General features: G+C 63.7%; 21 protein-coding genes. 12 read left to right on the forward strand and 9 right to left on the reverse strand.

The window, feature by feature from the left end; genetic code table 11:
* Nucleotides 1-14 precede the first annotated feature (14 nt).
* Nucleotides 15-1,688, reverse strand: coding sequence for a bifunctional phosphoribosylaminoimidazolecarboxamide formyltransferase/IMP cyclohydrolase (gene purH, locus CVS28_RS04020; RefSeq protein WP_103480717.1), 1,674 nt, complete (start codon nt 1,686-1,688; stop codon nt 15-17).
* A gap of 75 nt (nt 1,689-1,763) precedes the next feature.
* On the opposite strand from purH, the gene CVS28_RS04025 reads away from it, so the two are divergent.
* The 8 genes from CVS28_RS04025 (at nt 1,764) to CVS28_RS04060 (ending at nt 8,867) form a co-directional block, all read left to right on the forward strand.
* On the forward strand, nt 1,764-3,284 hold the full coding sequence (locus CVS28_RS04025) for a glycoside hydrolase family 3 protein (RefSeq protein WP_103480718.1): 1,521 nt from the start codon (nt 1,764-1,766) through the stop codon (nt 3,282-3,284).
* Nucleotides 3,285-3,316: 32 nt separating this feature from the next.
* Complete coding sequence (gene murQ / locus CVS28_RS04030) at nt 3,317-4,255, forward strand: N-acetylmuramic acid 6-phosphate etherase (RefSeq protein ID WP_103480719.1); 939 nt, start codon at nt 3,317-3,319, stop codon at nt 4,253-4,255.
* 39 nt (nt 4,256-4,294) lie between these two features.
* Nucleotides 4,295-5,377 (forward strand): serine hydrolase domain-containing protein, encoded by a 1,083-nt coding sequence (locus tag CVS28_RS04035; RefSeq protein WP_103480720.1) that lies wholly within the window; start codon nt 4,295-4,297, stop codon nt 5,375-5,377.
* Nucleotides 5,378-5,390: 13 nt separating this feature from the next.
* Nucleotides 5,391-6,743, forward strand: a complete 1,353-nt coding sequence (locus CVS28_RS04040; RefSeq protein ID WP_103480721.1) for an MFS transporter — start codon at nt 5,391-5,393, stop codon at nt 6,741-6,743.
* 126 nt (nt 6,744-6,869) lie between these two features.
* The gene (locus CVS28_RS04045; RefSeq protein WP_103480722.1) at nt 6,870-7,064 is read left to right on the forward strand and encodes a hypothetical protein; all 195 of its coding nucleotides are present in this window, start codon (nt 6,870-6,872) and stop codon (nt 7,062-7,064) included.
* Nucleotides 7,065-7,188: 124 nt separating this feature from the next.
* On the forward strand, nt 7,189-7,761 hold the full coding sequence (locus CVS28_RS04050; protein WP_103480723.1) for a hypothetical protein: 573 nt from the start codon (nt 7,189-7,191) through the stop codon (nt 7,759-7,761).
* Nucleotides 7,762-7,852: 91 nt separating this feature from the next.
* Nucleotides 7,853-8,155 (forward strand): hypothetical protein, encoded by a 303-nt coding sequence (locus tag CVS28_RS04055; RefSeq protein ID WP_103480724.1) that lies wholly within the window; start codon nt 7,853-7,855, stop codon nt 8,153-8,155.
* 88 nt (nt 8,156-8,243) lie between these two features.
* The gene (locus CVS28_RS04060) at nt 8,244-8,867 is read left to right on the forward strand and encodes a DedA family protein (RefSeq protein ID WP_103464140.1); all 624 of its coding nucleotides are present in this window, start codon (nt 8,244-8,246) and stop codon (nt 8,865-8,867) included.
* An 89-nt stretch (nt 8,868-8,956) separates the two neighbouring features.
* Here CVS28_RS04060 and purN read toward each other — a convergent pair whose 3' ends face one another.
* The 3 genes from purN to CVS28_RS04075 form a co-directional block, all read right to left on the reverse strand.
* Nucleotides 8,957-9,520 carry a phosphoribosylglycinamide formyltransferase gene (gene purN, locus CVS28_RS04065; RefSeq protein WP_103480725.1) on the reverse strand — a complete coding sequence of 188 codons (564 nt, stop codon included), beginning with the start codon at nt 9,518-9,520 and terminating at the stop codon, nt 8,957-8,959.
* Nucleotides 9,521-9,553: 33 nt separating this feature from the next.
* On the reverse strand, nt 9,554-10,876 hold the full coding sequence (locus CVS28_RS04070; protein WP_103464409.1) for a cell division protein PerM: 1,323 nt from the start codon (nt 10,874-10,876) through the stop codon (nt 9,554-9,556).
* Nucleotides 10,877-11,222: 346 nt separating this feature from the next.
* Nucleotides 11,223-11,426, reverse strand: a complete 204-nt coding sequence (locus CVS28_RS04075; RefSeq protein WP_038467205.1) for a cold-shock protein — start codon at nt 11,424-11,426, stop codon at nt 11,223-11,225.
* Between the two features lie 550 nt (nt 11,427-11,976).
* Here CVS28_RS04075 and CVS28_RS04080 point away from each other — a divergent pair.
* The 4 genes from CVS28_RS04080 to CVS28_RS04095 all read left to right on the forward strand — a co-directional run bounded on the left by CVS28_RS04080 (nt 11,977) and on the right by CVS28_RS04095 (nt 14,543).
* The gene (locus CVS28_RS04080; RefSeq protein WP_103480726.1) at nt 11,977-12,375 is read left to right on the forward strand and encodes a hypothetical protein; all 399 of its coding nucleotides are present in this window, start codon (nt 11,977-11,979) and stop codon (nt 12,373-12,375) included.
* Between the two features lie 154 nt (nt 12,376-12,529).
* Complete coding sequence (locus tag CVS28_RS04085; RefSeq protein WP_103480727.1) at nt 12,530-13,237, forward strand: DsbA family protein; 708 nt, start codon at nt 12,530-12,532, stop codon at nt 13,235-13,237.
* A 3-nt stretch (nt 13,238-13,240) separates the two neighbouring features.
* On the forward strand, nt 13,241-14,074 hold the full coding sequence (locus CVS28_RS04090; protein ID WP_103480728.1) for a cytochrome c biogenesis CcdA family protein: 834 nt from the start codon (nt 13,241-13,243) through the stop codon (nt 14,072-14,074).
* Nucleotide 14,075: 1 nt separating this feature from the next.
* Nucleotides 14,076-14,543, forward strand: a complete 468-nt coding sequence (locus tag CVS28_RS04095; protein ID WP_103480729.1) for a hypothetical protein — start codon at nt 14,076-14,078, stop codon at nt 14,541-14,543.
* A 54-nt stretch (nt 14,544-14,597) separates the two neighbouring features.
* Here the strand turns inward: CVS28_RS04095 and CVS28_RS04100 are convergent, their stop codons facing one another.
* From CVS28_RS04100 to CVS28_RS04120, 5 genes are read right to left on the reverse strand one after another with little or no spacing between them, the layout of a single operon-like run.
* A complete protein-coding gene (locus CVS28_RS04100) occupies nt 14,598-15,242 on the reverse strand; it encodes a bifunctional 4-hydroxy-2-oxoglutarate aldolase/2-dehydro-3-deoxy-phosphogluconate aldolase (RefSeq protein ID WP_103480730.1) in 645 nt (214 codons plus the stop codon).
* A complete protein-coding gene (locus tag CVS28_RS20290) occupies nt 15,239-17,377 on the reverse strand; it encodes an ABC transporter ATP-binding protein (protein ID WP_103480731.1) in 2,139 nt (712 codons plus the stop codon). Before CVS28_RS20290 ends, CVS28_RS04100 begins: the two co-directional genes overlap by 4 nt.
* Complete coding sequence (locus CVS28_RS04110) at nt 17,374-18,186, reverse strand: SDR family NAD(P)-dependent oxidoreductase (RefSeq protein WP_103480732.1); 813 nt, start codon at nt 18,184-18,186, stop codon at nt 17,374-17,376. The genes CVS28_RS20290 and CVS28_RS04110 overlap by 4 nt, the downstream gene beginning before the upstream one ends.
* Entirely contained in the window at nt 18,183-19,133 is a 951-nt protein-coding gene (locus CVS28_RS04115; protein ID WP_103480733.1) for an SMP-30/gluconolactonase/LRE family protein, read from the reverse strand. Before CVS28_RS04115 ends, CVS28_RS04110 begins: the two co-directional genes overlap by 4 nt.
* Nucleotides 19,130-20,089, reverse strand: a complete 960-nt coding sequence (locus CVS28_RS04120) for an ABC transporter permease (RefSeq protein WP_165788059.1) — start codon at nt 20,087-20,089, stop codon at nt 19,130-19,132. Before CVS28_RS04120 ends, CVS28_RS04115 begins: the two co-directional genes overlap by 4 nt.
* Nucleotide 20,090 lies beyond the last annotated feature (1 nt).

Raw genomic sequence — 20,090 nt, forward strand, 5'->3', positions numbered from 1 at the left:
GGAGCAGTTGGGGATTAGTGGAAGAAGTGACGCGCACCCGTGAAGTACATGGTGATGCCGGCGGCGTTGGCCGCGGCAATGACTTCGTCGTCGCGCACTGATCCGCCGGGCTGAACAACCGCGCGGACACCGGCGTCGAGCAGGATCTGCAGGCCGTCGGCGAATGGGAAGAACGCGTCGGAGGAGGCCACGGCACCAATGGATCGCTGCACCGAGACAGCACCTTCGGGGGCACCCGAGGCGCCACCGGCTGCATCAACGTCCGATTCCACGGCAACGCCGAGGGTGTTAGCGCGTTCCACTGCGAGCTTGCAGGAGTCAACGCGGTTGACCTGGCCCATGCCGATGCCCACTGCTGCGCCGTTGTTGGCGAGCAGGATGGCGTTGGACTTGGCGGCGCGGACTGCCGTCCAGGCGAAAGCCAGATCTGCCAGGGTGCCGGCATCGGCGGCCTCACCGGCGGCGAGGGTCCAGTTGGCCGTGTTGTCGCCGTCGGCGTCCACCTTGTCAGCCATCTGCACCAGCATGCCGCCGGACACCTGGCGGACCTCAGCCGGGTAGCGTCCGTAGCCCTCGGGCAGGGCCAGCAGGCGGATGTTCTTCTTCTTGGAGAGGATTTCCACGGCTTCGGGCTCAAAGTCCGGGGCGATGACTACCTCGGTGAAGATGCCTGCCACGGTGCGGGCCATGGCCGCTGTGACGGTGCGGTTGGCGGCGATGACGCCACCAAATGCTGAGAGCGGATCGCAGGCGTGCGCCTTGGCATGGGCGTCGGCGATGGGGTCCACGGCGTCCGGGGATGCCACGGCAACACCGCAGGGGTTGGCGTGCTTGATGACAGCAACAGCCGGCTCGTCGAAGTCGAACGCTGCGCGCAGGGCGGCGTCGGCGTCAACAAAGTTGTTGTAGCTCATGGCCTTGCCGTGGAGCTGGTCGGCCTGGGCGATGCCGGCGGGAGCACCCTTGTCAACGTAGAGGGCTGCCTGCTGGTGCGGGTTTTCGCCGTAGCGCAGCACCTCGGAGCGTTCCAGCGAGTAGCCGGCGTAGGCGGGCCAGTCGATGAGGCCGTCGCCGTCGGAATCCAGGAACTGGGCCGAGGTCCATGCTGCCACGGCGTTGTCGTAGGCGGCCGTGTGGGCGAAAGCTGCAGCGGCCAGGCGCTGGCGGGCCACCAGTTCAAAACCACCGGCCGACGCGGCGGCAATGACCTCGGTGTACCTGGCGGGGTCAACAACCACGGCAACAGAGGGGTGGTTCTTGGCTGCTGCGCGGACCATGGACGGGCCGCCAATGTCGATCTGCTCAACGACGGCGTCCTGGCCGGCACCGGAGTTCACGGTGTCAACGAACGGGTAAAGGTTCACCACAACCAGGTCGAAGGGCTCCACGTTCATCTCTTCGAGCTGGCGCACATGGTCGGGCAGGCGGCGGTCGGCCAGGATCCCAGCGTGAACCAAGGGGTGGAGGGTCTTGACGCGGCCGTCAAGGGCTTCGGGGAAGCCAGTCACCTCGGAAACTTCCGTGACAGGAACCCCGGCTGCGGCAATCTTGGCAGCGGTGGAACCTGTGGAAACAATGGCGACACCGGCGGCGTGCAGACCGATGGCCAGCTCCTCCAGTCCGGTTTTGTCGTAGACCGAGATCAATGCTCGGCGGATGGGAACACGGTTAAGAGGAACGCTGGTCACAGAAATTCTCCGTTGGGTGGCTCGATGGTGGCGACATATAAAGTTTAGGCCACTACGCGCCGGTAGGATTTCCTCATGACTTCCAGTGATCTGCAGCACGCACCGTCCACAGCTGACGACATTTCCCCTGATCTTCCCCGCCTGATCAACTCCGTGATCCTCCCCGGTTTTGTTGGCACAACAGTGCCACAGTGGCTGGCGAAGGCCCTGCAGAACGGCCTGGCCGGCGTGGTGTATTTTGCCCACAACATTGATCCCGATGCACCAGCCCAGGTGTCCGCACTCTCCGCCGCCATCCGTGCCGCCAACCCGGCAGCCGTCATTGGCGTTGATGAGGAAGGCGGAAACGTGACCCGACTGCAGGCCCGGGACGGTTCAAGCATCCCCGGCGCAGCAGTGTTGGGCGCCCTCAACGACCTCCCCACTACGGTTGCTGCGGGCCGCGCCATTGGCCGCCTGTGCCGCGACGCCGGGATCAACCTGACCATTGCGCCGGTGGCGGATGTGAACACGAACCCGTTGAACCCTGTCATTGGGGTGCGCGCCTTTGGTGCCGACACCGAACTGGTTAGCGCCCACACGGCCGCGGCAGTAACCGGCATCCAAACCCAGCGTGTGGCCGCCTGCGCCAAGCACTTCCCGGGGCATGGGGACACCGTGGCCGACTCCCACATGGACACCGCCCGGGTGGAGCTGACCATGGCGGAAATGGCACAGTTCCACCTGCCCCCGTTCAAGGCAGCCACGGAGGCCGGCGTGGCGTCGATGATGAGCGCGCACATCATCATCCCCGAGTTGGGTGAGGCCCCGGCCACGCTGAACCCGGCCGCGAGCGCCCTGCTGCGTGAGATGGGTTTTGAGGGTGTCTTGATCACCGATGCCCTGGACATGGCAGCTGTGCGCGCCACGGTTGGCCCGGGCGAGGGCGGCGTGCTGGCGTTGCTGGCCGGCAATGACCTGCTGTGCGTGGGCAACCCCCTGAACGCCTACACCACGGGGCGCGACGATGAGTCTTGCTACGTTGAGGTGTACGACGCCCTGCTGGCCGCCGCCACCTCGGGCCGGCTGCCGCTTGAAACGCTGCGCACCGCCGCAGCCCGCGTACAAAAACTGGCGCAGTGGTGTGCCGGGGAGGTTGCGGAAACCAAGCACGACGACGTCGAATGGGTTTCCGTTGCTGCCCGCGCCGCCCGGGTGGATTCCCTGAGCACCAAGCCCGTGTTGGCTGGCTCCGGAGCCGTGACGCTGGTGGATGCGCGCACAGGCCACAACATGGCGGCCGGCCCCACGGAGAACTTCATTGCCACGGCCTTGACCGGCTACACCGTGAGCTCTGCCCACGCGCAGCAGACTCCTGCACCGGAGCTCGCAGAACTGCTCAAGCAGTCCCCCGGCGCAGTTCTGGTCATTGTGGACTCACTGGCTTCGGCTGAACAATTGGCCACCGTGGAGTTCATTTTGGCGCAGGCTCCCCAGGCTGTGGTCATCAATGCGGGCTTGGTCGCGGATGCGCCAACTGAAAACGCCACCATCCACTGCCACGGATTCAGCCGCGTCAGTGCCGAGGCTGTTGTGCGCCTGCTGAAAACCGCCTAAACCACCTCCTGCCGTTCACAAGGAAGCACACCATGACTGAAAATTCTGCCCACACCGAGTCTGTCCGCAATGAGATTGGCACCCTTGTCACCGAGGACGCCAACCCGAAGTACCCCGATCTGGCTGCCCTGACCACGGCGGAACTGGTGGCTGGCATGAACAGTGAAGACGCACTGGTCCCTGCGGCCATTGAAAAGCAGCTTCCCGTCATTGCTGCGATCATCGATGAGATTGCCTCCCGCATGAGCCAAGGCGGGCGGCTCATCTATGTGGGTGCCGGCACCCCCGGGCGGATGGGCATTTTGGATGCCAGCGAATGCCCGCCCACCTTCGGCACCGCCCCCTCCCTGGTGGTGGGCATCATTGCCGGTGGCCAGGCCGCCGTGGATCAGGCCGTGGAGAACGCGGAGGACAGCGAGGAGGCCGGTGCCGCGGACATGGCGGCCCTGAAGCTGGGGCCCACGGATTCGGTGGTTGGCATTGCCGCCTCCGGGCGCACCCCCTACGTGATTGCCGCCATCAAGGCAGCGCGGGCGCAGGGCGCCTACACGGTGGGCTTCGCCTGCAACAACAACTCCGCCCTGGGCGCCGCCGCTGACACAGCCTTGGAGATTGAGGTGGGTCCGGAGTTCCTCAGCGGTTCCACCCGGCTCAAGTCGGGGACGTGCCAGAAGCTGGTGCTGAACATGATCAGCACCATCAGCATGGTCCGACTGGGCAAGACGTACAAGAACGTCATGGTGGATTTGCTGGCCACCAACGCCAAGCTGCGCGCCCGCAGCGAGCGCACCCTGATGCGTGTCACCGAATGCGACGCCGCCACAGCATCCACGGCCCTCGCCGCGGCAGGCGGGCATGTCAAGGCTGCCGTCCTGGCCATCATGACGGGGCTCCCGGCCGAGCAGGCCGTGGAGCTCCTGGCCCAGAATAACGGATTCCTGCCGGCGGCCATCGACGCCGGCACCCACTGACCACTGATCCTTATCCAAGCACGACGGCGGAACCCACCCATGAATGCACCTCACCACTTCCCCGCAACAGCTACGCGCCGCAATCTGCAGGGCCTGTTGAACCAAGCCGTCGGCGACGGTGTGGCACCCGCAGTGGGCTGCGCCGTGGCGCTGCGTGGCGTGGAACTGCCCGTACTCACGGCCGGGGACGCCAGCGTGGACACGTTCTACGATCTGGCGTCCGTCACCAAGTTATTCACCACTGTCACCGCCCTGATCTTGGTTGACGACGGCGTCTTGGACTTGGATGCGCCCGTCGGGCGGCGGCTCCCCGCGTATGCCCGCGGACCCAAGGCGGCCGTGACGTTGCGGCAGCTGCTCACGCACACCTCCGGGCTGCCGTCCGAGTGGCGGGGCTGGCACACAGCATTGTCCCAAGGGCGCAGCTTTGAGCGTGGCGCCCTCATTGCGGATCTGCTGGCCACCGAGTTGGAGGCGGCGCCGGGGACGCGCTTTGCCTACTCCTGCGCCGGGTTCAACACGATCATGGCGCTGGCCGAGCACGCGACGAAGGCGCCGTGGGGCCAACTGGTGAAGGAACGCCTGCTCTACCAGCTGGCAACGGACGGCATCACCGGCACTCCGCGCATTGAACAGTGTGCGCCGACGGAGTTCCAACCGGGGCTGGGCCGCGGGCTGGTGCGCGGGATCGTGCACGACGAGGCAGCCTGGTCGCTGGGCGGGCTCAGCGGCAACGCCGGCATGTTTGCCACCGCTGACGGGCTGCGCGTTTTTGGCATGGCGCTGCTGGAGGGACTGCCCGGCATCCTGTCCCCCGCAATGGCTGCCCAAATGTGGCGCAGCCAGCTTCCGGAGATCCTGGGCAGCAACTTCAATCCGCTCGAACCCGGTTATGGGCATGGCCTGGGGCTGCGCATCAACCAGCAGCCGTCCATGGGCGCCGACGGCATTGAGGCGCGCGGGCACGGCGGTTTCACGGGCACCTCCCTGCTCGTTGACCGCAGCCGCGGCGTGGTGGTCTCCCTGCTCAGCAACCGCGTGAATCCAAGCCGGGACGGGGACGACGCAACGGGGCTGCGCAAGGCCGTGTCCGACGTCGTCTATTCTGGTGCCAGCAACTAATTCGGAAGGCACCATGAGCACCCCTACGGCTTTAATGACTGGCGACCGCGTGGTGCAGGAGCTGCCGTGGCGGTGGCGGGTGCAGGGCAGCATCTTCCTCATCGGCGGGCTGGGCTTCATGTTCGACGCCTGGGATGTGACACTCAACGGCTTCCTGATCCCCCTGCTGTCCAAGGAATGGGGGCTCACCCCGGGGCAGGCAGCATGGATCGGCACCGCGAACCTCATTGGCATGGCCGTGGGTGCGTTTGCGTGGGGATCCATTGCGGACATCATTGGCCGCAAGAAGGCCTTCACCCTGACACTGCTCATTTTCTCCATCTTCACAGTGCTGGGCGCCTTCTCCAACGAGATCGTGCTCTTTTGTGTGTTCCGTTTCATTGCCGGTTTTGGTCTGGGCGGCTGTATCCCAGTGGACTACGCGCTGGTGGGCGAGTTCACGCCGCGCAAGCACAGGGGCAGAGTCCTCACGGCGATGGATGCGTGGTGGCCCATTGGCGCCACTTTGTGCGGGGTCGTCTCGGCCGTGCTGATGGCCAGCTTTGGTAACTGGCGCTACCTGATGCTGGTCATGGTGCTCCCGGCGCTGCTGGTGTTTTGGGTTCGTGTGGGGATTCCGGAATCGCCGCTATATCTGGTGCGGGCAGGGCGTCCCGTGGAGGCCAAAAAGGTCATCGACACGCTGATCCGCCGCACCGGCGCCACGGTGGGGCCGTGGAAACTGCCGGAACCGGCTGACGCGCCCAAACTGTCACTGGGCAAGGTCACCGAGCAGCTGGCCGGACTGTGGCGCTTCAACTGGCGCATCACGGGCATTGCATGGTCGTTGTTCCTGACCATTTTGCTGGTGTACTACGGTGCCCTGACCTGGATGCCGTCCATCCTGGTGGCAACCGGCTATGCGGAAAACAAGGCGTTCATGGCCACGGCGGCCATGACGGGCATTGGTCTACTGGGCGTGGTTGCTGCCGCGTTGCTGGTGGAGCGTTTGGGGCGCAAATGGATCCTGGCCATCACCGGCCCCCTCGCAGCCTTGTCCCTGGTGATCTTCGCCCTGGTTCTGGATGCGCCCGTGGCCGCGCAGATCTGGCTGCTGGTGTTTGGTTTTGTCATTCAGGTGGCCATCCCCGTGCTGTACACCTACGTTTCGGAACTGTACCCAACACATTTGCGCGCCACAGGTTTTGGCTGGGCCTCCACCATTTCCCGGGTGGGTGCCGGGCTGGTGCCGTTGATCTTCGGATCCCTGCTGTGGCCCGTGCTGGGCTTGCCGCTGACGTTTGCCCTGACGGGCGGGCTGGTGCTGCTGGCCGTCATCTGGATGGCCGTGTCGGCGCCGGAAACCAAGGGCGCCACCCTGGACTAGCCGCCCCCACTTGCGCCAGCACGGCACTTGCGACGCTCCGAGGGCGAAGACGCGGTGGGGAGCTCTCCCCATTGAGCCGTTCTGCGGGTTCCCTCTACGCTGAGGAACCTAATCCAGAGGAGTTCCATGGCCGATTTGCTTGGTGCCGACACCGCACAACTGTGTGAGCTGGCCAAGACCTTCAGCACATCCGCCGAACGCATCAACGTCCAGGCCCGGATCTGGCCGCCATCGAGCAGCAGGTCACCGAGCAGGGCTATCAAGACGCAGCGGAATCTAACCGGCTCATTAGCCGATGGGAATCCCTTTGATGGCAAATAGCCGCCAATCCAGGGCCCTGCTGCTCCTTACACTCCTTACCGCCCTAGCTCTTTCCGCCTGTTCCCTGAACACCCCGACGCAACCCAGTACTTCCAAGGAGACTTCCGCGGTCACCAGCACTTCCATGATGGACAAAGCCGGAATCAAGAAGATCAAGGCCGACGGCGTGGGCCGCTTCGACCTGACCGCCACCTCCGTGCCGAAAGAGTCTGTGGGCCTGCCCCTGAATGAGAACCTCGTTGCCTACGCCGCCACGGACCACGGCAAACCCATGGACATCACGCTGGAGCTTCCCCAAGACACGCTGCACATCAAGACCAGCGATTTCAAAATGTCTATTGACTCCTCCACAAGCTACGTCAGTGTGGTTACTTGGTTCGAAGCCGTCGAGGGGTGGCCCGCATTGGAAGAGGCCGTTGCCGCGGCCAATGAGCGTTATGGCTTTACAGCTGGAAAACTGGCCGCGTGGGAGTCCAAGAACTTCATGAAGGATGATGAAAAGGGCTCCCAAAGTCTTGGTATGGGAGTGAAGAATGGCACGGCCATGTACCTAAACGTCTACTGGAAAAAGGGCTCCCCCACTCAGGTGCTCCAGTTCGATGCCCTGATAGCGCCTGGTTACTACACGCCGGAGGTTCAGGCCGAGATTATCGATTTCGGCCGTGCCCCCATCGGATTCCGCGACAACGGAGAATAGCGTTCTCGTTGATTGCAGCCACATACAGGGTTCCTCCACATTGAGCAGGTAGTCTACTGACGACCCTAAATTCCCTGTGTAAGGACTATCAATGAGCGCCCTGCTTCCCACCGCCTTTGCCACCACCGGACTGCTTGGCGGCTACCAAACCGCCCGTGCCACGGGGAACCGCCAGCTGGGCGGCGCCGTCCTGGCAGCTGCCGGCGCCGCGGCATTTATTGGCTGGAAGTCCAATGCCGGTACCGGGACGGCAGCGGCCCTGACCGCCACCTATGTGCTGGCTTTTGGCGCATCCCACCCCTTGGCCAAGAAGATGGGTGCCTGGCCGGCCGTGTACACGGTTACCGCGGCCACCGCTGCGGCTTCACTGCTGTTGGGCCGCAAACGCGCCTAGGCTGCGCGTGTATGGTCCCAACACACGTAAACTGGCTGTGGCGGCGAGGAAGCTCTCCGCCGCACCCACTACTTGAGGAAGGCCACCCATGGACCTCGCAGCCGACACCACCGGCTTCCTCGCGAGCTTCTGGGTATACCTTGTGGGCGGAGCATTTGTCATGGTGTCCGCCCTGATACCGCCCATCCCCAGCACCACGGTGTTTGTGGCACTAGGCGCCCTTGCCGGGCTCGACGGCGGGCCCCGGGCAGGGTTGTTGGTGCTCGCCATGATGGTGGGGGCCGTGGCCGGGGACCTGGCCACTTATGGCATCACCAAGCTGCTGGGCAATTCTCGTTGGGGCGCCAAGGCCGGTTCCCGGCGTCAACGCGCCATTGATGCCGCCACGCGCCGGCTCACGCAGCGGCCCTTCATGTTCATGCTGACATCACGCTTCATCCCGCTGGGACGGCTGTCCTCCAACATTGCAGCCACCGCCGCCGGTTATTCTTTGCGGGCATTTGCCGTGTTTTCGCTGGTCTCCGCAACCATCTGGTCCGGCTATGCCGTGGGTGTGGGGATTTTGACCCGCTACTGGCCCAACATCTCAACCCAAATGGCCGTGGTCATAGCCATCGTCGCATCGATTGCCCTGGGCTGGCTGCTGGGCAAAGTCTCCACCTGGTTCCTGGACAGAAAACACTCGAGGCAGGTCTCCGCCGTCGCCCCTTAACTAACTGTGACGCAGTGGATGCGCCAAAACCCTCATTCTCGGGGAAATTTGCGCAACAAGTGCGTCACAGTTGGGCGGGCTGGTGAGAGTTAGGCGCGGGCCAGATCATTCAACACCTCAATCAGGAGCTCACGCTCAGCAACCTTGATGCGCTCGTGGAGCGTTTCTTCGGTGTCGTTGGGCAAGATCGCCACGGGTGTCTGGGCGATGATGGGGCCGGTGTCCACGCCGGCGTCGGCAAAGTGGACCGTGCATCCGGTGACTTTCACCCCGTAGGCCATGGCGTCGCGGACACCGTGGGCGCCCGGGAAGGACGGCAGCAGCGCCGGGTGCGTGTTGACGTAGCGGCCCTCGAAGGCGTCAATGAAACTGGGCGCCACAATGCGCATGAAACCGCTGGAGACAACGTAGTCGGGCTTGTATGCCGCAACTGTTTCCAGCAGCGCTGCGTCCCAGTCGCCGCGGGTGCCGTAGTCCTTGAAGTTCACCACGAAGGTTTCCAAACCGGCTGCCGCTGAGCGCTCCACGCCCAAGGTGCCGGGCCGGTCTGCGCCCACGGCAGCGATTTCCAGGGGCAGGGAGCCGGCTTCAACGGCGTCGATCACTGCTTGAAGATTTGAGCCGGTTCCGGAGACTAAAACAACTATGCGCATGGGTTCGATTTTAGGCGATGCGGACCGCAGTCCCTATTCGGCACTTTCGGTACGACGGCGGGTGGGGGCGGTGTCTGCACGCTCGCCTTCCAGCCAGGGCCCCAGCAGCGAACCCGCCATGACACCAATGCCCACCTCGGCACCCACCCACAGGGCAGCGGTGATGGGGTCGGGGCCCAGGTCGGTGAGTCGGCCCAGGCCAATGGATCCTTGGGAAAGCCAGAACAAAATGCCGGAGAGGACGGCCGCCACGGAGCCTATGACGGCGCCTACGAATAGTGTTGACAGGGGCAATGACAGCCAGCGTTGGCGCACCTTCAAGGAAACCCATTCATCAAAATGGTTCTCCCCTGCCCGCACAAACCACCAGCCGGCCAGCAGGCCCGCTGATACGGGGATGATCAGTGCCGCGAATCCCCAACTCAGGGTGCCCGTGGGCAGGGCTGCCAACAGCGGGATGGGCGGAACAGGTGCCACGGAGGTGCCCATCGGGGAGACGCTTGAGCCTGCACCCAGGGAGAATCCGTCTCCTCCGGCCCACGCCAGGGCCCAGATGGCCAGGTTGGGCATAAACGCCAATTGGGTCAGGGTCAGTGCCGCGCCGCCAATAGCGCCGGGCCGCAAGGCTTGGTAGACGCCAATGATGTCATTCCAGCGCATGGCCAGATTCACTGTGAGCATGAGGGCCGAGAGGGACAGCGCTGCCATGATGGCCAGGAAACCTGAGCTGACCACAGTCCACGCGTAGGAGCCTGCCCATCGTTGGTCCTGGCTTGTCTTGGAGATCCAGTCGGCCGCATTCACGCCGATCAGCCGGCTCCAGGAACCGGCTTCCAGCCGTGAGCCCACAATGAGTCCGGCAGCTGCTGGGATGGCCGGAACCAGCATGCTGGTCAGCAGGGGCGCTTCAATGCCGGGCGTACTGCAGACAAAGGCTGTGGCCAACCCTGCCCCCGCGTAAAGTACCACGGCACCCACAAGGGGTTGCCACAATTGATCAGTATAGGAAGCCCTGGCCAGGCGCCGGCCCGAGCGCCAGGACAGAAAGAAAGGAATCAGCACCAGACCCAGGGGTAAAAGGCTGAAGATGCCGGTTTCCACCGTGGCGGAGCTGGGACCTGTGGCCTGGGTCAGGTGCAGCGAAACGCCGTGCCCCACCAGCCAAATCTGGCCCGCCAGCCGGGCAATGACGGAGGCGTCCTTTTCACCAAAGCCGCCGGCCAGCCACGTGGCCAGCAGTGGAACACTGACCGCAAGTGCCGAAATAACAAACATTTGCGCAGCCTCAAACACCCCTTGCAGCCAAAGCGGCATGGGAATTCCGTCGCGTTGGCGCTTATCCGCTTTGGTGTTCATCGTCTTCAATGGTGCCACATGGTGGGCCGCACGGTCGTGAGCGCCGCCGGTGGAATCCACCACAAGATCCAGCGGGTTCCACCGGCCCCGATACGGGCCCGGTCGCAAGGCCCGGTCGCAAGGACAACTCGCGGGGCCGCAGTTGACATTCGCGCCTGGTCAACCATGGGCGAATGTCTGCAACGGCCCCCGGACTGCGCCAAGCAGGCATTTGCAGCCATGACGGGCCGGAATTCGGCAAACCGCAGCGTTAAACACAAATAGGGCCCGGGATAAATCCCGAACCCTATCTGTTCAAGCCCTAAGGACTAAAGAATGCGCGGTTACCCGCACGTTTTCTTTAGAATTAGATAGCCTGGATGTTGACTGCCTGAGGACCCTTGGGACCCTGCTCAACATCGAAGGAAACCTTCTGGTTCTCTTCGAGGGAGCGGTAGCCCGAGGAGTTGATTGCGGAGTAGTGTGCGAACACATCCTGGCTCTGGTCATCGGGAGAGATGAAGCCGAAGCCCTTTTCAGCGTTGAACCACTTAACGGTACCTGTTGCCATTGTTTCTATTTCCTTCTGAAGTTGGAGATTCCGCCCGACCTTCGGGCCTCCGTTTATACGGTGTAAGTCCGCTTCTCCAGAAAAGCGACGTCTTCCCCGAAAGGATGGCGTCGCTTCAACTACAAAAAACGCAACACTACAACTACGTCCAAGTATACATGTTTATTGGCCCAATGCCATAAAGATCTGAGAGGTGGGTCACTTTTATTCCCTTGGCGGTGGAAGATTCGCGCAGAATCGTTGATTTGGCGCGGATCACAAAGTTATTTTCCGTGACATGACACTCAGAGTTGTCCTCGTGTTCACCGGCATGTCGTCCAAATGTTGCGCTCCGCAGAAATGTTCGACGCCGAAATCCACCTCCCAGCACAGTTGCCCAACTAGCGGGACAGCAACAGATTTCAAAAATGCCGCCGGGGGCGGGAATCAGCAGGACCAGGGCTGCAGGTACGGACAGTTCCTGCCCCGTTGGATCCCCACCAGCTCACGTATAGTGGTGCGAATGTGCGGGGAATCAGCCCTGACGGTACTGGGAATGAAAGGACAGCGGATGCGAAGCAGCTCCTTCACTGTCCGTCTTGCCGCCCATGCCGTCCTGCTGGCGTTCGCTGGAATGCTGCTTGTGGCCTTTGGCTGCAGCGGCGCACAGGCATCGGCCGGCATGCAAGTGGCCACAGCTTCTGTTTCCGCGGCCCAATTTTCCCCTGCCATAGAGACTTCGGTTGAATCTCTCATCGCCCCGGTATCCACGGCGTGCATTCCTGGCCGGGACAAGGTCAGGCTGGAGCGCGATACGCTTCCCCCAACTCCTGCCCAGCTACAACCGAAGCAGAACGACGCCCATGCCGGGCTTTCCCGGCGGGCACGGGAAAACTCAGGCGCGGTTGCGTTGTTGGGCCGGATCCCGGCCTCACTGACGCATCTGGATCTTGGGATCGTAAGGACGTAGACCACGGCGGGCCGGCACCCAACCCACCGCGACATGCGAAGGTTGGCTGAACGGCGTCGAACGTGTCCTTATATATACATGGTGCGCTGCCGCCGGGCCGCGATAATCCGCGCCTGCGGCAAGGCTGCGCCTGCACAATTCTGAGAGTTTGCCAATGAATACGAAGAAGACCCGGAACATCGTCCTAGCTCTGCTGCTGGGTACTGCCCTAGTTTTAACGATTATTTTTGCCGGTGCCGCCGCCGGTGGGAAGCGACTGGACTCGGCCGCAAAGCCCGACTCGTCGGCCGCCGAAAAACAGGCCCCCGAGCTGAAACTGGAACGTCGCATTGCCGGGGATCCCATGGCGCTGGGTGCGGTGTACGCCCCCGTTGTCATGATCGAGTACTCGGATTACCGGTGCCCGTTCTGCGGCGCCTATGCCCGCAAAACCCAGCCCGAAATTATCAAGAAGTATGTTGACACCGGCCAGCTGCGCATTGAATGGCGTGATCTGCCGGTCTTTGGGGAATCCTCGGTGGCAGCTGCTGTGGCTGTCCGTGCGGCAGGGGAACAGGGATTGTTCTGGCAATTCAATGAGGCCGTCTACGCGGCGGCGCCGGAAAAGGGCAAGGCAGAGTTGTCAGAGCCGGAGTTGCTGAAGTTTGCCCAAGAGGTTGGTGTTCCAGACATGGCCAAGTTCACGGCGGATACGAAGAGCCCCGAATTGCGGGCTTTGGTCAACGCCGATCTTGCCGAGGGGACCTCGCTGGGGCTCAACAGCACCCCCACCTTTGTCATCAACAACCAGTCCATTCCCGGGGCGCAGCCGCTGGACATCTTTGTCCAGGTCATTGATGAAGCACTGGCAAAGGCCAAGTAGCCCATGGACATTGGATATACAGGAGCGTTCCTGGGTGGCATTCTCACCCTGCTGAGTCCCTGCTCGGTCATGTTGCTGCCGGCTTTCTTTGCCTACGCCTTCGCCAGTCCCGGCAAGCTGCTGGGCCGCACGGCCCTGTTCTACGCCGGGCTGCTGACAACGTTGGTGCCGCTGGGCCTGCTGGCGGGGCTGCTCGGCTCGCTGGTGCTGCAAAACCGGACGGTGCTGATTTCCGTTGCGGCCGCCGTGGTGATTGTCATTGGAATTTTGCAGATTGTTGGGGTGGAATTCCCCGGCCTCAGCCGCCGGGCCGGCGCCAGCAGCACCTCTGCCGTGTCAGTGTTTGTGCTGGGCTCCGTCTATGGCGTTGCCGGTGTTTGTGCTGGCCCCATCCTCGGTTCGGTTCTGGCTGTGGCCGCGGCGGGCGGAAATCCGTTGTACGGCGGGATCATGCTGGCCATCTTCGCATTCGGCATGACCCTGCCACTGGGCATCCTTTCGCTGCTGTGGACGCGATTTCGGCTCGGTGAGCGCGGCTGGCTGAAACCACGCCGCTTCCGGCTGGGCCCGTGGGAAAACTCCGTGTGGATGGTTGTTTCCGGCGTGCTGTCCGTGGGTATTGGCGTGCTGCTGCTGGCCACGCAGGGGACATCGTCCCTGGGCGGGGTGCTGACCATCGACGCCCAGTATGAGGCGGAATCGTGGATTGCGGCGATCTCGCACAATGTTTCCAACGTTGCCTTCGGGCTGGTTGCGTTGGTGGTTTTGCTGCTTGCCGGCGGCACATACATGTGGCGTTCGCGCGTTGCAGAGCGCCGCGGCTCGCACAAGGACTGATATGGCCAGCGCTTTTGCGAGCAATCTCCGCGCCTGGCCGCATCGGCGCTGGGTGGTGGCTGCCGTGGTGGCCGCGCTGGCGTTCGTGGTGGTGGCCATCCCCACGGACTTGATCCCCAATCCGTTGTTTGGCCGGGAGATTCCGCCCACGTGGTGGTCACACGCGGCGCTGATCATCAGTTCCGCACTCACGGGGTTTCTGGTGGCAACGTATGTGGCCTCACCGCTTGCCGGGACGGGCACCACGAACAAGTCCGGCGTAGCTGCGTCCGTTCTGGCGTTCTTCGCCGTGGGCTGCCCGGTCTGCAACAAGCTGGTGCTGCTGGCGTTGGGAACCTCCGGCGCCATGACGTTCTTTGAGCCACTCCAACCGCTGCTGGCGGCACTGTCCATTGGCTTGCTGCTGTGGGCGCTGCTGCGCCGGGTGTCGCAGGAGAATGCCTGCCGGGTTCCGGCAGCTTCTGTTTAGACACGACGCCGTGACTCACCGCCCGCGGCCAACGGGACTTGGGCGGTGGGTCACCTAGGCGGCGGGAACGGCAACTATCCCCAGGGCCTGGACCCACGCACGGGCACGCAAACGCAATGCCTCTAGGTCCCCGGTTTCCAAGGCATTACCCAGCAGCGGGGAACCCACCCCGAGGGAGGAGGCACCCGCCGCCAGATACGCCGGCGCCTGGGAAAGTCCCACTCCCCCGGTGGCCACGAACCGCACGGACGGCAGCGGCGCCTTGATTTGCTGAATGAATACGGGCCCAAGTGTCACCGCCGGGAACAGCTTGACCATGAACGCGCCGTCGGACACGCAGGCAAGAACTTCGGTGGGGGTCATGGCCCCGGGAATGGCGGGAACCCCCAGCTGCACCGCCTGGTGCGTGGCGGCGGAACACACTGCCGGACTCACGGTGAACTGCGCTCCGGCGGCAATTGCCGAGGCGGCGTGGCCGCCCGTGAGGACCGTCCCTGCGCCCACAGCAGCACGTTCCCCCAGACGTGATCTGGCGGCGGAAATGGCGTCCAGAACCCCCGGGGTTGTCAGCGGGAACTCCAAGGTGTTGATGCCCTCGGCCACCAGCACGTCAGCCGCGGCAACCAGATACTCAGGCGTGGAGGCCCTCAGAATGGCGATAATGGGCGACGACAGCAACAACGGCTCAACGTAGCTCATACGGAACTTCCCAGTGATTCACGGTGGGCGGGAATGGTGGGCACGCCCAGGGCTACCTTCAATTCACCCGGGAAGTGGCACGCCACACGGCGTCCCGCACCGGCATCCTCAAGGACGGGCTGCTGGGTCACACAAATGCCCCGGTCAGAGCGGGCTTCCGGACCTATCGGGCAGCGGCTGCTGAAACGGCACCCCGGCGGCGGGTTGGTGGGGCTGGGGACATCGCCTGTCAGCACAATGCGCGGGCGCTGGTTTTCCTTGATGGGGTCCGGTTCCGGCACGGCGGAGAGCAGGCTGGCCGTGTAAGGGTGCAGCGGGTCAAGGGTCAGGGTTTCCGCCGGCCCCTCCTCAATGATCTGGCCCAGGTACATGACCATGATCCGGTCCGAGATGTGCCGCACGCTGGCCAGGTCGTGGCCAATGAACAGCATGGACACACCCAGTTTGCGCTGCAGCTCCTTGAGCAGGTTCACCACCTGCGCCTGCAGGGACACGTCCAGAGCGGCTACTGCCTCGTCACACACAATGAGCGACGGATCCACGGCAAGCGCCCGGGCAATCACAATGCGCTGGCGCTGGCCTCCGGAGAATTCGTGCGGGTATCGTGAGGCGATGGAGGTGTCCAGACCCACCAGGTCCAGCAGTTCCGCCACCTTGGCCCGGCGCTCGGCGGCCGAGGAGACCAGACCGTGCACCTCAAGCGGTTCGCCAACAATGTCCCCGACCTTCATGCGCGGGTTCAGCGACGACATGGGGTCCTGGAAGACCATTTGCAGCCGCCGGCGCACCCACTGCCGGGCTTTTCCCTGCAGCTCTGAGATGTCCTGGCCCTCAAAGGCAATTTCACCGGCGGTGACGGCATTGACGCCCACCAGAGTCTTGCCAAGGCTCGACTTGCCGCAGCCTGACTCGCCCACCAGTCCCACCGTCTCACCCCTGCCCACAGTGAACGAGACCCCGTCCACTGCGTGCAGCACGCGCTTGGCGGCGAACGGGTTCAGCGAGGTGGACTTCAGGGGGAAGTGCACGCTCAGATTCGTCACGTTCAGGAGAGGTTCGACGCCGGATCCTTCCGTTCCGCTTCGGGCCGCGGTGGCGCTGTGGCTGGCCGCCTGGGCACCAGCGGGGGCCACCAGCTCGGGCAAGTCACCGCCGCCTGCAGTCAACCAGCAGTCAAAACTCCTGTCCCCGTCAAGGGTGGTGGCCGGGGCCGATACGAAGCATTTATCCATGGCGAACTGGCAGCGAGGCGCGAAGGAACAGCCCGTGATGGGATCCAGCAAGTTCGGAGGCCGCCCGTCAATGGGCACCAGAGGTACATCGCGGGAGGCGAGCATGCGCGGGGTGGCCGCCAGCAGCGCCTTCGTGTACGGGTGTTTCGGGTTTGCGAACAGTTCACGGGTATCTGCCTGCTCAACCACCCGGCCGGCGTACATGACGGCCACGCGGTGGCAGGATCGCGCCACCACGCCAAGGTTGTGCGTGATCAGGATGACGGCCGTGCCGAGCTGATCGTTGATGTTGGCCAGCACGTCCAGTATCTGCGCCTGGACGGTGACATCCAGGGCCGTGGTGGGCTCGTCGGCGATGATCACATCAGGCTCGTTGGCCAGTGCCATGGCGATCATGACGCGCTGGCGCATGCCGCCGGAGAATCTGTGTGGGTAGTCCACCAGGCGGGCCTCCGGGTCCGGGATGCCCACCACCTTCATGAGTTCCACGGCGCGATTCCTGGCGTCCTCGCCGGAGAACTTGGCGCGGTTGTGGATGGCCTCGCGCAGCTGCTCGCCGATCTTCATGATGGGGTTCAGCGATGACATGGGGTCTTGGAAGACCATGGAGATGCCGTTGCCGCGCACGTGGCGCAGCTCGGAACCGCTCATGGCCACAATGTCCTTGCCCTGAAACAGGACCTGGCCCGCCTCGATGCGCCCGGGGCTGCGCACCAGATTCAGAAGAGACATGGCCGTGACTGACTTGCCGGAGCCGGATTCGCCCACGAGCGCCATGGTCTGCCCTGCGAACACGTCAAAGCTGACGTCGCTGACGGCCCGCACCACGCCGCGTTCGGTGTGGAACCGTGTGGTCAGCCCGCGAACTTGCAGAACGGGAGCGGAAAGCGTGTTTGCACTCATGAGCGCTGTACCTCCAGGAGCCTCGATGTTTGGCCGCCATCAATGGGGAGCACAACTCCGGTGATGAAACTGGCGGCTGGGGAAAGCAGGAAAATGACGCCGGCGGCGATTTCCGCCGACCCGGCAAGCCTGCCCAGGTTGTTGCAGGCCTGCAGGGAAGCGGCCAGATGGGGATCGGACCAGACGGCATGGTTGCGTTCAACGGCAACAAAGCCCGGCGCCACGGCGTTCACCCGGATGCCGTGCGACCCCCACTCCTCGGACGCCGATCGGGTGAAGGCGGTCAATGCCGCCTTGGACGCGGAGTAGGCGGCGAAGTCAGCATGGGCCAAGTTCGCGTGGACACTGGTGACGTTGACTATCGACGCCGGGTGCCCGCCTACGATGGCCAGTGCCGCCAAGGCCCGGCTCAGCTCCACGGCGGCGTGAAAGTTCACGTCCATGGTGCGTTGCCAGCCTTCCTTGGTGCCAGCAAGAATCGTGGCGCGCTGCTCGGTGAAAGCACAGTTGACCAGGCCCAGCGAGACAGCGCCAGCGCGCTCCACCGGGTCGGCACCGGCGACGGAGGCCGCCACCACGCCTGTCAGCGTTTCCGCGAAGCAGGCATCAGTAATGTCCTCATTCAGCCCGTGCCAGCGCGGTGAGGATTCCTCGGACGGGGCAGCCAGGACTTCCTGCAGGAGGTCGACGGCAATCACCGTGCTGCCGGATTCGGCCAGCAAGCGGGCCGTCTCACGGCCGATTCCCCGGCCTGCCCCTGTCACCACCACAACTGCTGGAGCATTGAGGGCAAATGTCAGCGCCGTCATGGTGCACCTGTAATCATGCGCGGTGCCTGCGCAGTTACGGGCGCATGCACTGCAGGCAGGTTCACCGCTGGCACGGCGTGCCCCACCCCTGCGCCCCTGATACGGAATACTTTCCCTGCGTCGGGAAACAGGTGTCGGTTGGCATCGGTGAGTCGGTTGCTGGCAGTGGTGACGAAGATGTCAGCCAGCTCGGGCCCGCCAAAGCACAGACTCGTGATGTGCGGGACGGGGAGTTGGATGTGGGCCAGGATGTCCCCGGAGGGCGAGTATTGGCGCACGGCACCGCCGTCGAACAACGCAACCCAAATGTTGCCTGCGGCGTCCAGTGTCATCCCGTCGGGGTTTCCCGCTCCATCCTCAAGGGTGATGAAGGGACGCTGGCCGCTCCAGGCGCCGTCGGCCGCCACATCAAAGACGTCGATACGGCGCGTGGGTGTGTCAACAAAATAGGCAAGGGTGCCGGCGGCGTTCCAGTCCAGCCCGTTGGAAAGTGCCATACCGGAAGCCAGCACCTCCCAAGACCCGGCGGACAAGTCCACGCGGTAGACGTTGCATGGCCCGCCCTGTTTCCACGGGTACACCATGGCGCCAATGACAACGCGGCCCTCGCCATCAATCTTGGCGTCGTTGAGCCGGGTGTTCTCATCCCCGGGAAGGGACATCAACACAGTCTTTTGACCGGTATCCTCCTCCACGAGGGACAGGTCCCAGGTGTGGGAAATCAGGACCCGTCCCGGGCCCGCCGGGTAGATGAAGGCCGGGTAGGGGCCCACCTCCACCGTGGTGGTTGCTCCGGTGTCAGGGTTTGTGCGGTGCAGCAGTCCGCCGGGGATGTCCACCCACAGCAGCGTCTGCGTGGCGGCATCCCACACGGGGCCCTCCCCCAAACCGGCCGCGGGGGTACTGAGCGCCTCAACGTCTAGCGTTTGACCAACTTGCTGTTTCATCGTTTCAGGAGTCCCTTGTTTAGGCCGTCGGAAATCATGTTGAAGCCCAGTACCAGAAGCGTCACAACAATCATGGGGGCGATGGCGTATTGCGGCGCCTGCTCCAGGAAACCAACGCTCGATTTGAGCATTGACCCCATGGATGGGTCGGGCAGTCTGATGCCGATGCCCACAAAACTCATGGCCCCTTCAATGAAGACGGCCAGCGACAAACTGAGTGCCGCCCGCACAATGAGCGCATCGACGCTGTTGGGCAGAATGTGGCGTGTCATCAGGCGGAAATGGGAAACACCCACCACTTGGGCCGCCTCCGCGTAGTCGCGCCCCAGCTGGGCCATGACGGCGTTGCGCGTGATCCGGCCAAACAGCGGCACGTTCACCAGCGCCACTGTTACGAGCACGGCGCCCAGGCCAGGGCCCATCAGCGCCGCTACCGTCATGCCCATGACAAGGGCTGTGAAGGCCAGCATCATGTCAAAGAAGCGCTGCAGGGCCCCTGCGTACCAGGACTTGCTTGAGGCCAGGATGCCTAGGAATGCCCCCAGCAGCGCACCGGCGGGAACCGCCGTAAAGGCGACAAGAATGTTGACCCTGATGCCAAAGACCAGGCGGGAGAACAGGTCACGCCCCAGCTCGTCGGTGCCCAGCGGATGTGCTGAGGACATCGGCTCAAAGGCGTCAAATTGCTGGTCGGTGGGTGCATAGGGGGTCAAAAACGGTGCCAGCAGGCCCGCAAGGATGCACACCGCCACCACAGTCAGCCCGGCAATCGCCAGCGGCGACTTCAGCCCGCGGGCCATGCCGGAGGACTTCTGGGCACGGCTCCGCTTTCCCCGCCCACGTGGCGCCACAGCCGGGCTCGATGCCGGAAGCCGGGTTCCGGCGTCGGGCGCCAAGACGTCAGCGCTACTTTGGATTGACATTGGATTCATGGAATCCACGGTTTTCTCACTCATT

The organism is Arthrobacter glacialis, assembly GCF_002909415.1.
Lineage (GTDB): Bacteria > Actinomycetota > Actinomycetes > Actinomycetales > Micrococcaceae > Specibacter > Specibacter glacialis.